General features: G+C 62.1%; 13 protein-coding genes. 5 read left to right on the forward strand and 8 right to left on the reverse strand.

Translation table 11 applies throughout. The features are described from left to right. Nucleotides 1-8: 8 nt before the first annotated feature. The 6 genes from ptsP to ASD70_RS23740 all read right to left on the reverse strand — a co-directional run bounded on the left by ptsP (nucleotide 9) and on the right by ASD70_RS23740 (nucleotide 6,781). Nucleotides 9-2,519 carry a phosphoenolpyruvate--protein phosphotransferase gene (gene ptsP, locus ASD70_RS23715; protein ID WP_056847575.1) on the reverse strand — a complete coding sequence of 837 codons (2,511 nt, stop codon included), beginning with the start codon at nucleotides 2,517-2,519 and terminating at the stop codon, nucleotides 9-11. Between the two features lie 30 nt (nucleotides 2,520-2,549). After that, the gene (locus ASD70_RS23720; RefSeq protein WP_056847576.1) at nucleotides 2,550-3,560 is read right to left on the reverse strand and encodes an SIS domain-containing protein; all 1,011 of its coding nucleotides are present in this window, start codon (nucleotides 3,558-3,560) and stop codon (nucleotides 2,550-2,552) included. Then, nucleotides 3,553-4,659, reverse strand: a complete 1,107-nt coding sequence (gene nagA / locus ASD70_RS23725; protein WP_056847577.1) for an N-acetylglucosamine-6-phosphate deacetylase — start codon at nucleotides 4,657-4,659, stop codon at nucleotides 3,553-3,555. The genes ASD70_RS23720 and nagA overlap by 8 nt, the downstream gene beginning before the upstream one ends. 10 nt (nucleotides 4,660-4,669) lie before the next feature. Then, the gene (locus ASD70_RS23730; RefSeq protein WP_043046851.1) at nucleotides 4,670-5,428 is read right to left on the reverse strand and encodes a GntR family transcriptional regulator; all 759 of its coding nucleotides are present in this window, start codon (nucleotides 5,426-5,428) and stop codon (nucleotides 4,670-4,672) included. A 263-nt stretch (nucleotides 5,429-5,691) separates the two neighbouring features. Then, a complete protein-coding gene (locus tag ASD70_RS23735) occupies nucleotides 5,692-6,195 on the reverse strand; it encodes a L,D-transpeptidase family protein (protein ID WP_046069412.1) in 504 nt (167 codons plus the stop codon). A 37-nt stretch (nucleotides 6,196-6,232) separates the two neighbouring features. After that, nucleotides 6,233-6,781, reverse strand: coding sequence for an NUDIX hydrolase (locus ASD70_RS23740; protein WP_056847578.1), 549 nt, complete (start codon nucleotides 6,779-6,781; stop codon nucleotides 6,233-6,235). A 147-nt stretch (nucleotides 6,782-6,928) separates the two neighbouring features. On the opposite strand from ASD70_RS23740, the gene ASD70_RS23745 reads away from it, so the two are divergent. The 5 genes from ASD70_RS23745 to purT all read left to right on the forward strand — a co-directional run bounded on the left by ASD70_RS23745 (nucleotide 6,929) and on the right by purT (nucleotide 10,188). Further along, the gene (locus ASD70_RS23745; protein WP_046069410.1) at nucleotides 6,929-7,531 is read left to right on the forward strand and encodes a CoA pyrophosphatase; all 603 of its coding nucleotides are present in this window, start codon (nucleotides 6,929-6,931) and stop codon (nucleotides 7,529-7,531) included. A 35-nt stretch (nucleotides 7,532-7,566) separates the two neighbouring features. Continuing rightward, the gene (locus ASD70_RS23750) at nucleotides 7,567-8,091 is read left to right on the forward strand and encodes a gamma carbonic anhydrase family protein (protein ID WP_005791135.1); all 525 of its coding nucleotides are present in this window, start codon (nucleotides 7,567-7,569) and stop codon (nucleotides 8,089-8,091) included. Next, nucleotides 8,088-8,303, forward strand: coding sequence for a DUF1289 domain-containing protein (locus ASD70_RS23755; RefSeq protein ID WP_056847579.1), 216 nt, complete (start codon nucleotides 8,088-8,090; stop codon nucleotides 8,301-8,303). Before ASD70_RS23750 ends, ASD70_RS23755 begins: the two co-directional genes overlap by 4 nt. A gap of 166 nt (nucleotides 8,304-8,469) precedes the next feature. Beyond that, nucleotides 8,470-8,937 (forward strand): VUT family protein, encoded by a 468-nt coding sequence (locus ASD70_RS23760; protein ID WP_056847580.1) that lies wholly within the window; start codon nucleotides 8,470-8,472, stop codon nucleotides 8,935-8,937. A gap of 69 nt (nucleotides 8,938-9,006) precedes the next feature. Beyond that, complete coding sequence (gene purT, locus ASD70_RS23765) at nucleotides 9,007-10,188, forward strand: formate-dependent phosphoribosylglycinamide formyltransferase (protein ID WP_019817237.1); 1,182 nt, start codon at nucleotides 9,007-9,009, stop codon at nucleotides 10,186-10,188. A gap of 105 nt (nucleotides 10,189-10,293) precedes the next feature. On the opposite strand, the gene ASD70_RS23770 is transcribed toward purT, so the two are convergent. Both ASD70_RS23770 and ASD70_RS23775 read right to left on the reverse strand, forming a co-directional pair. After that, nucleotides 10,294-11,604, reverse strand: coding sequence for an MFS transporter (locus ASD70_RS23770; protein WP_056847581.1), 1,311 nt, complete (start codon nucleotides 11,602-11,604; stop codon nucleotides 10,294-10,296). Between the two features lie 368 nt (nucleotides 11,605-11,972). After that, nucleotides 11,973-13,211 carry a transporter associated domain-containing protein gene (locus ASD70_RS23775; RefSeq protein ID WP_056847582.1) on the reverse strand — a complete coding sequence of 413 codons (1,239 nt, stop codon included), beginning with the start codon at nucleotides 13,209-13,211 and terminating at the stop codon, nucleotides 11,973-11,975. Between the last annotated feature and the right edge of the window lies 1 nt (nucleotide 13,212).

A 13,212-nucleotide genomic window follows, 5' to 3' on the forward strand; every position in this document is an offset into this window, starting at 1 on the left:
TGTTGTTTTCAGCTCAGCGGCCAGTGGTGTTGACAGGCTTGGCGAACGGCCTTGGCGCTGCTCAGGTCGAGCAGCTCAAGGCTCAGTTGCCGGCATTGCGCCGCGTCCAGGTGGCGGACGCGGTCCTTGATTTCGCCGATCTGCGGTGCGCTCACCGACAGCTCGCTGACCCCCAGGCCGACCAGTACCGGCGTGGCCAGCGGGTCGGACGCCAGGGCGCCACACACGCCGACCCAACGCCCATGTTTCGCCGCACCCGCGCAGGTCTGGGCTATCAGCCGCAGCAGCGCCGGGTGCAGGGCATCGACCCGGGCGGCGAGGCCTGCGTGGTCGCGGTCCATGGCCAAGGTGTATTGGGACAGGTCATTGGTGCCGATGGACAAGAAGTCCGCATGCTTGGCCAACTGCTCGGCCATCAGCGCGGCGGCGGGCACTTCGATCATCACGCCCAGCTCGGGGCGCTGCGTCAGCTCCAGCTCCACGCACAGTTCATCCAGGCGCTGGCGAATCTGCAGCAATTCATCCACCTCACTGACCATCGGCAGAAGGATGCGGCAACGCGCCAGCGGCGAAACTTGCAGCAGGGCGCGCAGTTGCTGGTCGAGCAGTTCCGGGCGCACCTGAGCCATGCGAATACCGCGCAGGCCCAGTACCGGGTTGGCCTCGACAGGCAGCGACAGGTAGTCGAGCTGCTTGTCGCCACCCACATCGATGGTGCGGATGATCACCGACTTGTCGCCCATGGCATCCAGCACGGCTTGATAGGCCTGGCGTTGCTCCTGTTCATCCGGCGCAGTGCGGCGGTCGACGAAGAGGAATTCAGTGCGCAGCAGGCCGACGCCGTCGGCGCCGTTGTCAAACGCCATTTGGGCTTCGGCGCTGGAGGCGACATTCGCCGCGACTTCAACCGTCACGCCGTCGGTGGTGAGTGCCGGTTGCCGGGCTTGGGCCTGTTGCTGTTGGCGCCGCTGTTTCTGCGTTTCGCGAGTCTGGTGAACTTCGGCATGACGCGCTTCGCTGGGGGCCAGTTCCAGGCGGCCGTTGGAGGCATCGAGTACCACCCGTTGGCCTTGAGGCACATCGAGCACTTCACTGCCCAGGGCGACGAGACACGGCAGGCCTTTGCCCCGGGCCAAAATCGCCACATGGGAGGTCGCACCGCCTTCGGCCATGCAGATGCCTGCCGCCTGTTGCGCGCTCAGTTGCAGTAAGTCCGAGGGCGTCAGCTCATGGGCGCTGACGATCGCCCCCGCCGGCAATTCGAAATGCCAGGCTTCACCCAGCAACGCCCGCAGCACCCGTTGTTGCAGGTCACGCAGGTCATTGGCGCGCTCGGCAAACAGTGGTTTGCCCAACGCCAGCAGCACGGCGCATTGGGCCTGGATCGCATCACGCCAGGCATGGGTGGCGGCGCTGCCTTGTTCGATGGCAGCGGTGGCTGCGTCGAGTAATGCCGGGTCTTCCAGCAGGGCGAGGTGGGCGGCAAAGATCTCTTCTTCTTCGACGTTCTTGCGTTGGCGCGCCTGGTCCAGCGTATTGCGGATTTCGCCGCGCACTTGCTCAAGGGCGGCATCCAGGCGTTGCAGTTGTTCGTCGACGCTATGATTGCCGCTGTCTTGCGGCAGTTCGATGCCCGTCAGGCGGTACAATGGCCCACATACCAGGCCCGGTGCCGCGCATACGCCTTGCAGCACATTGGCTTCGGTATTCGCCCGGCGTGGTGTGGCAATGACCGGCGCGTGATGCTCCTCTTGGATCGTCACGGACAGCGCGGCGACCAATGCCTGTAACGCCGCCTCGCAATCCTTGCCACGACAGGTCACCCGTACCTCGTCACCTTCGCCAATACCCAGCCCCATCAGGCCGATCAGGCTGTCGCAAGCCGCGGTCTTATCACCGAAGTGCAGCTGCGATTGACTGCTGAAGCCCTGGGCAGTCTTGCGGATCAGCGCGGCAGGGCGCGCATGCAAGCCGCCACGATGGGTGATGCGTACCGTGGCGCTCACTTGCGCGACCGAGTTATCCACAGCGGTTTGAACCGGTGCGGATGTGCGCAGGGCAATCCGCATCAGTGATTCACCGAGCTTCACGGTCTTGCTCGCGATGGGGTGTAGCTCGAAGCGGTCACTGTTAGTCAGGATGATCAGGCTCACCAGGCTTTTGCACTGGCGCGCTATGCGGTCCAGGTCAAACTGCACCAACGGCTGGCCCTCGCTCACCCGTGCGCCATCCTTCACCAGCAAGGCAAAGCCTTCGCCATTGAGCTCCACGGTGTCGATGCCCACGTGCATCAGCACTTCGGCACCGTTGTCGGCGCGGATGGTCAATGCATGACCGGTGCGGGCGACATGGATGATTACGCCGTCACAGGGCGCATGCAGGCAATCGTTCAACGGGTCGATGGCAATCCCGTCGCCCATGGCGCCGCTGGCGAACACTTCGTCGGGGACGCTGTTCAGGGCCAGCAACGGCCCACTCAAGGGGGCGCTTAAGGTCAATGGATTATTGTTGTTGGGCATGGGCACGGTACTCATCAGGAAAACGCCGCTTTAGTGCGTGCGGGTGACTTTGCTCAGGTGGCGTGGCTGGTCCGGGTCCATGCCCCGTGCCTCAGCCAAGCCTGCGGCCATCACGTAGAAGCTCTGGATCGCCAGAATCGGGTCCAGGCTCGAGTGTTCGGCGCGACTAAGGGTCAGGTCGCGTTCGGCGATATCGTCCGGCGCGGCCAGCAACACGCGGGCGCCGCGTTGGCGCATATCGGCGGCCAGGCTCAACAGGCCGGGCTGCTCGGCGCCGCGTGGGGCGAACACCAGTAGCGGGTAGTTTTCGTCGATCAAGGCCATCGGCCCGTGGCGTACCTCGGCGCTGCTGAAGGCTTCGGCCTGGATCGCCGAGGTTTCCTTGAGCTTGAGCGCAGCTTCCTGGGCGATTGCAAACCCGGCGCCGCGGCCGATTACCATCAATTGCTGGCAGTCGCGCAGGGCCTCGATGGCTTGGGTCCAATCCTGCTTGGCGGCTTCACGCAAACCTTCGGGCAGCGCCTGGCAGGCTTGGAGCAACTCGGTTTCCTGGTTCCAGTGGCCGATCAATTGCGCGCTGGCGCTGAGGGTGGCGATAAAGCTCTTGGTCGCGGCCACGCTTTGTTCCGGGCCGGCGCACAGTGGCACGTGGAATTCACAGGCGGCTTCCAGCGGCGAGTCTTCGGCGTTCACCAGCGAGATGCTCAGGGCGCCGCGCTTGCGCAGCAGTCGCAGGCTGTTGACCAGGTCCGGGCTCTGCCCCGACTGGGAGAACCCAAACGCCACTTGGCCGCTGACTTTCATCGGTGCCTGCAACAGGGTCACCACCGACATCGGCAACGACGCCACCGGGATGCCCACATGCTGCATGGCCAGGTAGGCGAAGTAGCTGGCGGCGTGGTCGGAGCTGCCGCGGGCAATGGTCATCGCCACTTGCGGCGGCTGGCGACGCAGGCGACCGGCCACTTCTTCCAGCAGCGGGTTCAGGCGTTGCAGTTGTGCCGTGACGGCGTCGCAGGAGGCCAGGGCCTCTTCAAGCATTTTTGAAGTCAATGGTGTCTCCTTCGACCATTACGTCGGTGAGTGTCAGGGAACGGTCCAGGCGCACGCAGTCGGCAAAGCTACCGGGTTGCAGGCGGCCGCGTTCTTCCAGGCCCAGGTAGTCCGCAGGAAATTGCGACAGGCGCTGTGAGGCTTCACTGATGGGCAGGCCGATTTTCACCAGGTTGCGCAGCGCCTGGTCCATGGTCAGGGTGCTGCCGGCCAGGGTGCCGTCGGCCAGGCGTACGCCACCCAGGCATTTGGTCACGGTGTGGCTGCCCAGCTTGTATTCGCCGTCGGGCATACCGGCGGCGGCGGTGGAGTCAGTGACGCAGTACAGGCACGGGATCGAACGCAAGGCCACGCGCATGGCGCCGGGGTGTACGTGGAGCAGGTCCGGGATCAGCTCGGCGTATTGGGCGTGGGCCAGCGCGGCGCCGACGATGCCCGGCTCGCGGTGATGCAGCGGGCTCATGGCGTTGTACAAATGGGTGAAGCTGGTGGCGCCGGCGGCGAGGGCGGCGACGCCTTCTTCATAGCTGCCCAGGGTGTGGCCGATCTGCATGCGCACGCCGCGTTGGCTGAGGGCGCGGATCAGGCCGTCATGGCCGGCAATTTCCGGGGCGATGGTGATTACCCGAATTGGCGCCAGGCGCAAATAGGCTTCGACTTCGGCCATCAACGCGGTGTGGGCGAAGTTGGGTTGGGCGCCGAGTTTGCCCGGGTTGATATAGGGGCCTTCCAGGTGCACACCGAGCACCCGCGCACTGCCGGCAGGACGTTGTTCGCAGAAGTTGCCGAGTTCACTGAGGACCTGGGAGATTTCATCCACCGGAGCAGTCATGGTGGTGGCCAGCAGCGAGGTGGTACCAAAGCGCACGTGGGTGCGGGTAATGGTCTCAAAGGCTTGCGCACCTTCCATGATGTCGGCACCGCCACCGCCGTGCACGTGCAGGTCGATAAAGCCTGGCAGCAGGTAAGGCAGGTCGTTGTCAGCCGGGTCGCAAGGCGTGCCTTCGATGGCAACCACCTTGCCGTGCTCGTGCACCAGGCGGCCGCGAATCCAGCCACTGGGCGTGAGGATATTGTCTTCTGGCATGGGCAGTTCTCTAGAGTCGCAATTCAGCGGAATAGTCATGGCGACGCAGCTCTGCGACAAAGTCGTAGTAGTCGTTGCGGCAGTAGGTGTCGGTGATTTCAATCGGCGTGTTGTCGGCGGTGTAGCCCACTCGGGTCATCAGCAGCATGGCGGTGCCGGGGGCGATGCCCACCAGCTTGGCGAACTCGTCCGAGGCGTTGATCGCCTGGATATGTTGCAGGGCGCGCACGATGGGCTTGCCGATGCCTTCCAGGTATTCGTACAGCGAATTGCCGATGGCTTGCGGGTGCGGCAACACCGAGGCGGGCATGGCGGTCATTTCAATCGCCATCACCGTGTCATCGGCTTTGCGCAAACGCTTGAGGCGCGCCACTTTGTCGGTGGGCGACAGGCACAGGCGGATCAGCTCTTCGTGGGTCGGCGGGGTGATGTCGCGCTCCAGCCACTGCGACGTGGGAACAAAGCCCTTGAGCCGCAGCATTTCGCTGAACCCCGACAAGCGCGACAAGGGTTGTTCCAGGCGCGGTGTGATGAAGGTGCCAGAGCCTTGGCTGCGTCGGATCAAACCCTGGGCAAACAGCACTTCCAAGGCTTTGCGGGCGGTGACCCGCGAGATGCTCAACTGCTCGCTGAGGGCGCGTTCCGACGGCAGGGCCTGCTCGGATTTCCACTGGCCGGCGTGGATCGCCGCTTCAAGGTTGCGGGCCAGTTGCAGGTACAACGGCGTGGATTGCTTGTCGTCGGGGCGCAGCGTCAGGATGGGGTTCATCTGTGAAGTTTCCGATGCGGTTATTGGAGTGTTGTCGCCCGGTAATGGCCGGAAATTAATACCACTTAAATACCATGTCAATGCTACCAAAACGGTGCAAGCCCCGGTTTCAGGGCTCTTTAATGGGGCTTTGTATCAAGTGGTATTAGAGAGGTCTTTGTGTCGCGCACAAGTGCACTGTCCCGCGCGGTGAACTGGTATTCACCGGCAGGCGCTGCTGGAGGCAGGAATTATTTTCGAATTAATTTACGAACGGTACGAGATTACGGCCGGATCTCGATCAGGGTGCCGTCCTTGACCAGGTTCCAGACTTCACGCATATCCACATTACGCATGCCGATGCAGCCGTCGGTCCAGTCCAGGGTGTGGAACCACTGCTCCGGGTAGTCTTCTGTGTCGGGGGTGCCGTGAATCATGATCATGCTGCCCGGTTTCACCCCTTCGCGGCGGGCGCGGGCGGCGTCGCTGATGTTCGGGTAGGAGATGTGCATGGCCAGGTTGAAGCGATCGCTGGTCTTGCGCCAGTCGATCCAGTAGAGACCTTCGGGCGTGCGGCGGTCGCCTTCGATCAGCTTGTGGCCCTTGGGGTTCTTGCCCAGGGAGATGCGATAGGTCTTGAGGGGCTTGCCGTCGTTGATCAGTTGCAACTGGTGGGCGGACTTGAGCACCAGGACTTTCTCGACGGTTTTACCGCCGAGGGTCTCCACCGTGGAAGCGGGGGACAGCGTGGCGAACGACAGGCAGATAAGAACAAGCAACCAACGCATTGAAACGGTATCCCTGATAAAGGTGCTGCCTGGAAGGTTATTTGGCTGGGCGTGTCATCGGTGGCACCGACTCGCTGCGCACCGGGAACAGCTGCTGCCGGCGGTCAGCGAAAAAGCATTCTAAGGTACGCCCGACGGTGCGGAAAGCCAGCTCGGACCACGGGATATCGGCTTCATCGAACAGCTTCACCTCAAGGCTTTCGGGGCCTGCGGCAAAGTCCAGGTCGATCAGCTCGGCGCGGTAGAAAATGTGCACCTGGCTGATGTGCGGCACATCGATCAGGGTATAGATGCTCAGGTTACGCACCCGGGCACAGGCTTCTTCCAGGGTTTCACGCATGGCCGCCTGTTCCACGGTCTCGCCGTTTTCCATAAAACCTGCGGGCAGGGTCCAGTAACCCAGGCGCGGCTCGATGGCACGGCGGCACAGCAGCACTTGATCGCCCCACACGGGCACGGTGCCGGCGACGATATTGGGGTTCTGATAGTGAATGGTCGAACAGTGATCACACACAAAACGCAGGCGTGCGTCGCCTTCGGGAATACGTTGGGTAACCGGTTTACCGCACTGGCTGCAGAAATTCATGCTGGGGTTCCTGGAGAATGGGCACATCTTGGCTTGGTGCCGGGCGTTCCTGCAAGTTGTCGTTTCGCGACATGCATCGGGTTTTGGGCTTGGGCGCCCGCACGCTTTGGTGCATGATGCAAGGTAGCCAACAGACCGAGATGACTCATGCTGGACGAGCTACTTCGCCGGGTAAGCAATCACACCCCTCACACCTTGGAAACTGACGGGCGTTTCCCCGAGGCCGCGGTACTGGTGCCGATTACCCGCAGTGACGAACCTGAGCTGATCCTGACCCTGCGCGCCAGCGGCCTGTCGACCCATGGTGGCGAAGTGGCCTTTCCTGGCGGGCGCCGCGACCCTGACGACCCGGACCTGATCTTCACCGCCTTGCGCGAGGCCGAAGAAGAAATCGGCCTGCCACCCGGGCTGGTCGAGGTGATCGGGCCGTTGAGCCCGCTGATTTCCCTGCATGGCATCCGCGTAACGCCCTATGTCGGCGTCATCCCCGATTACGTCGAATACCTGGCCAACGACGCCGAAATCGCCGCAGTCTTCAGTGTGCCCCTGGAGTTTTTCCGACAGGACCCACGCGAACATACCCACCGGATCGATTACCAGGGCCGCAGTTGGTATGTGCCCAGCTACCGGTTCGGCGAATACAAGATCTGGGGCCTGACGGCGATCATGATTGTCGAGCTGATCAATCTGCTCTATGACGACGCCAAGATCAGCCTGCACCAGCCGCCCAAGAGCTTCATCAATATCTAAGCCATCGCTTGAATGGCAAGCCGTGAGGAAAAACCATGAAATACCGCCTGGGCGACGCCCGTGTCGAGACCCATCCCAACAGTTGGGTAGCACCGAATGCCACGCTGGTAGGCAAGGTCAAGCTGGAGGAGGGCGCCAACGTCTGGTTCAACGCGGTGTTGCGCGGTGATAACGAGCTGATCCTGATCGGCAAGAACAGCAACGTGCAGGATGGTAGCGTGATGCACACCGACATGGGCTACCCGCTGACCCTCGGCACTGGCGTGACCATCGGTCATAACGCCATGCTGCACGGCTGCAGCGTCGACGACTACAGCTTGATCGGCATCAACGCGGTGATCCTCAACGGCGCCAAGATCGGCAAACATTGCATCATCGGCGCCAATTCGCTGATCGGCGAAGGTAAGGAAATTCCCGACGGTTCGCTGGTGATGGGCTCGCCGGGCAAGGTGGTACGTGAGCTGACCGAGGCGCAGAAACGCATGCTCGAAGCCAGTGCCGCGCACTATGTGCATAACTCGCAGCGCTATGCCCGAGACTTGGTTGAGCAGGAAGAATGAGTGCGGTTGAACGGCCTGTAGCCTCGCCATGCGTGAGTATCTGCGCGTTGGATGAGGACGATATCTGTACCGGTTGCCAGCGTAGCGTGGACGAGATTACGCGTTGGAGCCGCATGGATAATGCCGAGCGGCGGGTGGTGTTGGGGTTGTGTCATGAGCGGGCGGTGGCCAGTGGGATGGTGTGGATGACGCCCAAAAGCTCGGGTGCCTGATCGATTGCTATCGGGAGCAAGCCCCCTCCCACACTTGAATGTGTTCACAGATCAAAATGTGGGAGGGGCGGTGCGACGGTTCGACTTGCCCCCGATGAGGCCCTCCCAGACGACATATGTCTAATTGTGAAGTACCCTGTGTCCCTTGTTCACAGGTCATTCATCCATGTTTTTCCTGATCGCCTACATCAGCAGCGTTGTGCTGATCAACTTCGCCTTCTCCACCGCCCCGCACCTGGATGTCATCTGGTCCGCCTGGGGGGGCCTGGTATTTATCCTGCGCGACATGGTGCAAACCCGCTTCGGCCACGGCGCGATCATCGCCATGCTGGCGGCGCTGGTGCTGTCGTATATCACTTCCGACCCGTCCATCGCCCTGGCCAGCGCTACGGCGTTCGCGGTGTCCGAGTGCATCGACTGGTTGGTGTTCAGCATCACCAAACGTCCGCTGCATGATCGCCTGTGGATAAGTTCGGCACTGAGCATTCCCGTTGATACCTTTATTTTCTTCGGCTTGATCGGCGCGCTCACACCGGCCGTGGCGGGCACGGCGTTGGTGTCTAAATTTGCCGGTGTCACTGTGGTCTGGCTGATCATGGCCTGGCGCATCCGCCGGCGCACCATCGCCAACTGAGGCCAATTTTTACAGTTCATGTAAAATGCCGGCCTTTCTCCCCCTGATCCGCTCCCCTGAGGACCTGAGATGACCCGAATCGGAACTCCATTGTCGCCAACCGCGACCCGCGTTTTGCTGTGTGGCTGCGGTGAGCTGGGCAAGGAAGTGGTAATCGAACTGCAACGCCTGGGCGTTGAAGTGATTGCCGTGGATCGCTACGCCAACGCGCCGGCCATGCAGGTGGCGCACCGTAGCCACGTGATCAACATGCTCGACGGTGCGGCGCTGCGTGCGGTGATCGAGGCGGAGAAGCCGCACTTCATCGTGCCGGAAATCGAAGCCATTGCCACCGCCACTCTGGTGGAATTGGAGGCTGAAGGCTTCACGGTTATCCCGACCGCCCGCGCCACGTCGTTGACCATGAACCGTGAGGGCATCCGTCGCCTGGCCGCCGAAGAACTGGACCTGCCGACCTCACCGTACCACTTCGCCGACACCTTCGAAGACTACAGCAAGGCCGTCCAGGACCTGGGCTTCCCCTGCGTGGTCAAGCCGGTGATGAGTTCGTCGGGCAAGGGTCAGAGCCTGCTGCGCAGCACCGATGATGTGCAGAAAGCCTGGGATTACGCCCAGGAAGGCGGGCGTGCCGGTAAAGGCCGGGTAATCATCGAGGGCTTTATCGATTTCGACTACGAAATCACCCTGCTGACCGTGCGCCACATTGGCGGCACCACCTTCTGCGCGCCGGTTGGCCACCGTCAGGAGAAGGGCGACTATCAGGAATCCTGGCAGCCTCAGGCCATGAGCCCGATTGCCTTGGCCGAATCCGAGCGCGTTGCCAAGGCAGTGACCGAAGCCCTGGGTGGTCGTGGCCTGTTTGGTGTGGAGTTGTTCATCAAGGGCGATCAGGTGTGGTTCAGCGAAGTGTCGCCGCGCCCACATGACACCGGTTTGGTCACACTGATTTCTCAGGACCTGTCGCAGTTCGCGCTGCACGCTCGCGCCATCCTGGGCTTGCCGATCCCGTTGATCCGTCAGTTCGGGCCTTCGGCATCGGCGGTGATCCTGGTAGAGGGGCAGTCGACCCAGACGGCGTTTGCCAACCTCGGCGCTGCATTGAGCGAGCCGGACACGGCGTTGCGCCTGTTTGGCAAGCCAGAAGTGAATGGCCAGCGCCGTATGGGTGTGGCACTGGCGCGGGATGAGTCGATTGAAGCGGCTCGCGCCAAGGCGACCCGGGCTTCCCAGGCAGTGGTGGTAGAGCTCTAAAACGGCCCCTGTAGGAGCGAGCTTGCTCGCGAAGGTATTTCAGGCACATTGCGGTGTCGGATGTACCTTTTTCGCGAGCAAGCTCGCTCCTACAGTTTTTGGCTTTCAGGCGACCTTGTTCAAATCATTATCCCGCGTCTCTTTCAGGCACAGCACCGCAATCAAGCTCAGCAACGCCGCCGCCGACACATACCCACCCACATAACTCAGCCCACCCATCGCCACCAGCTTGGTCGCAAAGAACGGTGCTGCTGACGCCCCGACAATCCCACCCAGGTTATACGCCGCCGAAGCACCGGTATAACGCACACGCGTCGGGAACAACTCCGGCAGCAGGGCACCCATCGGTGCGAAGGTCACACCCATCAGAAACAGCTCCAAAGCCAGGAACAGCGCCACGGCCCAGGTCGAGCCGTGGGTCAGCAGTGGCTCCATGGTAAAGCCCGACAGAATCGCCAGGATCGCGCCAACGATCAGTACCGGCTTGCGCCCATAACGATCACTGGCCAGCGCTGCCAGCGGCGTCGCCAAGCCCATGAACAGCACGGCAAAGCACAGTAAGCCGAGGAACGTCTCGCGGCTGTAGCCCAGTGTGGAAACGCCGTAGCTCAGGGAAAACGCCGTGGTGATGTAGAACAGCGCGTAGCACACCACCATCGACGCAGCGCCCAGCAGCACCGGCAGCCAATGTTGGCTGAACAGTTCCACCAGTGGCACCTTCACCGGTGCTTCTTTAGCGACGGCGTTGGCGAATACTGGGGTTTCATGCAGCTTCAGGCGTGCATACAGGCCCACCATCACCAGTGCAGCGCTGAGGATGAACGGAATGCGCCAACCCCAGCTGCGGAACTGCTCGTCATCCAGGCTCATGGCCAAGATCAGGAACAAGCCGTTGGCCGCCAGAAAGCCAATCGATGGGCCCAGTTGCGGGAACATGCCGAACCAGGCGCGCTTGCCCTTGGGCGCGTTCTCGGTCGCCAGCAATGCCGCGCCGCCCCATTCCCCGCCAAGGCCCAGGCCCTGGCCGAAGCGCAATACGCACAAGAGGATCGGTGCCCAGGCGCCGATGCTGTCATAGCCGGGCAGCAAGCCGATCAAGGTGGTGCACACGCCCATCAGCAGCAGCGAGGCCACCAGTGTGGATTTACGCCCGATACGGTCGCCGAAGTGGCCGAACAACGCCGAGCCCAGCGGGCGGGCGATAAAAGCGATGCCGAAGGTCAGGAACGAGGCCAGCATCTGCGCCGTACCGGAGCTCTGGGGAAAGAACACCGGGCCGATCACCAGTGCGGCAGCCGTGGCGTAGATATAGAAATCGTAGAACTCGATGGCGGTGCCGACGATGCTCGCCGTGGCGACACGGGCGGTCGAATTGGTAGGGGCGGCGGTCGCGGCCTCTTGGTAGGTGGTGCTCATGGCAGTATCCCTGAAGGTCATTGCGCGTTTGGACGCGGATTATTATTGGTCGAACACCCATGGATCAGGGTTGTGCGCGGGGCGGCTCGGGATGGGAGCAAACACCGGTCGGACATGATGAAGCGGTGCCTGGACACGCTGAGTGCGGGTAGCACGCGGTCGGGCGGGGCTTGGGTAAGCCGGATGGATTATAGGAAGGGGGTTGGAATTACAACAAGTGGTTGGAGTACCACAAATCAAAATGTGGGAGGGGGCTTGCTCCCGATAGCGGTTTATCAGTCACCTACTGCAATGACTGGCGCTCTGCTATCGGGAGCAAGTCGAACCGTCGCACCGCCCCTCCCACATTGGATTTGGTTTGTCAGGGATTATGCGGCTACAGGCACATGGCTGGTATGCCAGATCAGCACCTTGCTCACCCGGTTGTCCTCGGTCTCGAGGATTTCCAGGCGATAGCGACCGATCTTCAGGCACACCGCGCAATCCGGGATGGTCTCCAGCGCCTCGGTCACCAGGCCGTTGAGGGTTTTGGGGCCATCGCTGGGCAGGTGCCAGCCCAGGCTCTCGTTCAGTTCGCGGATCGAGGCGGCGCCGTCGATGATGTAGCGGCCATCGGGCTGGGCTTCGATATGTGGGTTATCCACAGCCTGGTCGCTTTCGAATTCGCCGACGATCTCTTCAAGAATGTCTTCCAGGGTAACGATGCCCAGCACTTCGCCGTATTCGTCCACCACCATGCCCAGGCGCCGCTGCTGCTTGTGGAAGTTCAGCAGTTGCAGTTGCAATGGCGTGCTTTCCGGGACGAAGTAAGGTTCGTGGCAGGCAGCGAGCAGCGCCTCTTTGGTCAGGCTGGCATCGGGCAGCAGGTGCTGGACCTGGCGTGTGTTGAGCACCGCTTCGACCTGGTTGATATCGCTGTGGAACACTGGCAGGCGAGTGCGTTGGGAGCTGCGCAGTTGCTCGATGATTTCCTCGATCGAGTCATCCAGGTTGATACCGTCCACTTCGCTGCGCGGCACCAGGATGTCGTTGACGGTGATGTTATCCAGGGCGTGGATGCCAGGCATGCCGGGCATGCGGTCTTCGTCGGCTTCGGGCTGCGGTTCGTTTTCGTGGTGGGGCTGCGGCTCGTCGCTGTGTTTCACCACGCCGGCCTTGCGGGCAAACGGGCGCAGCAGTAACAGGCTGATGCCATTGAGCAGCCAGGCCAGGGGGTAGAGGATTTTCAGCGGTACACCCAGCAGGGTGTTACCAAAACCCAGCACCGCTTGCGGATGGCGGGTAGCCAAGGCGCGGGGCAGGTAGTCGGCGAGTATCAGCAGCAGGGCGCAGGATATCAGCCAACCCAGCCATGGGCCGTTCTGCGCCCAGGCATAGATTGCCAGCAGCGTGCAAAGGATCACCACCGCGGCACGGCACAGGCTGTTGCACAGGATCAGGCTATGGCGCGGGAAGCTCAGGCGTGCGGCAGCCTTGTCGCCCTGACGGGTGCCGGGGCGCAGGGCCAACAGATGCTGTTGTGCTGCTTCGATGGCGGTAAACAGCGCCGCCCATAAAACCAGCAGGGCAATTACGGCGAGCATCGGCCCTAAGGGCAAGTTGTCCATG

The sequence above is a fragment of the Pseudomonas sp. Root569 genome (genome assembly GCF_001427465.1).
Taxonomy (GTDB): Bacteria; Pseudomonadota; Gammaproteobacteria; order Pseudomonadales; family Pseudomonadaceae; genus Aquipseudomonas; species Aquipseudomonas synxantha.

Excerpts from the sequence above, each read along its gene's own strand:
- ptsP (WP_056847575.1), bottom strand. The coding sequence starts at position 2,519 with ATGCCCAACAACAATAATCCATTGACCTTAAGCGCCCCCTTGAGTGGG.
- ASD70_RS23720 (WP_056847576.1), bottom strand. The coding sequence starts at position 3,560 with ATGCTTGAAGAGGCCCTGGCCTCCTGCGACGCCGTCACGGCACAACTG.
- nagA (WP_056847577.1), bottom strand. The coding sequence starts at position 4,659 with ATGCCAGAAGACAATATCCTCACGCCCAGTGGCTGGATTCGCGGCCGC.
- ASD70_RS23730 (WP_043046851.1), bottom strand. The coding sequence starts at position 5,428 with ATGAACCCCATCCTGACGCTGCGCCCCGACGACAAGCAATCCACGCCG.
- ASD70_RS23735 (WP_046069412.1), bottom strand. The coding sequence starts at position 6,195 with ATGCGTTGGTTGCTTGTTCTTATCTGCCTGTCGTTCGCCACGCTGTCC.
- ASD70_RS23740 (WP_056847578.1), bottom strand. The coding sequence starts at position 6,781 with ATGAATTTCTGCAGCCAGTGCGGTAAACCGGTTACCCAACGTATTCCC.
- ASD70_RS23745 (WP_046069410.1), top strand. The coding sequence starts at position 6,929 with ATGCTGGACGAGCTACTTCGCCGGGTAAGCAATCACACCCCTCACACC.
- ASD70_RS23750 (WP_005791135.1), top strand. The coding sequence starts at position 7,567 with ATGAAATACCGCCTGGGCGACGCCCGTGTCGAGACCCATCCCAACAGT.
- ASD70_RS23755 (WP_056847579.1), top strand. The coding sequence starts at position 8,088 with ATGAGTGCGGTTGAACGGCCTGTAGCCTCGCCATGCGTGAGTATCTGC.
- ASD70_RS23760 (WP_056847580.1), top strand. The coding sequence starts at position 8,470 with ATGTTTTTCCTGATCGCCTACATCAGCAGCGTTGTGCTGATCAACTTC.
- purT (WP_019817237.1), top strand. The coding sequence starts at position 9,007 with ATGACCCGAATCGGAACTCCATTGTCGCCAACCGCGACCCGCGTTTTG.
- ASD70_RS23770 (WP_056847581.1), bottom strand. The coding sequence starts at position 11,604 with ATGAGCACCACCTACCAAGAGGCCGCGACCGCCGCCCCTACCAATTCG.
- ASD70_RS23775 (WP_056847582.1), bottom strand. The coding sequence starts at position 13,211 with ATGGACAACTTGCCCTTAGGGCCGATGCTCGCCGTAATTGCCCTGCTG.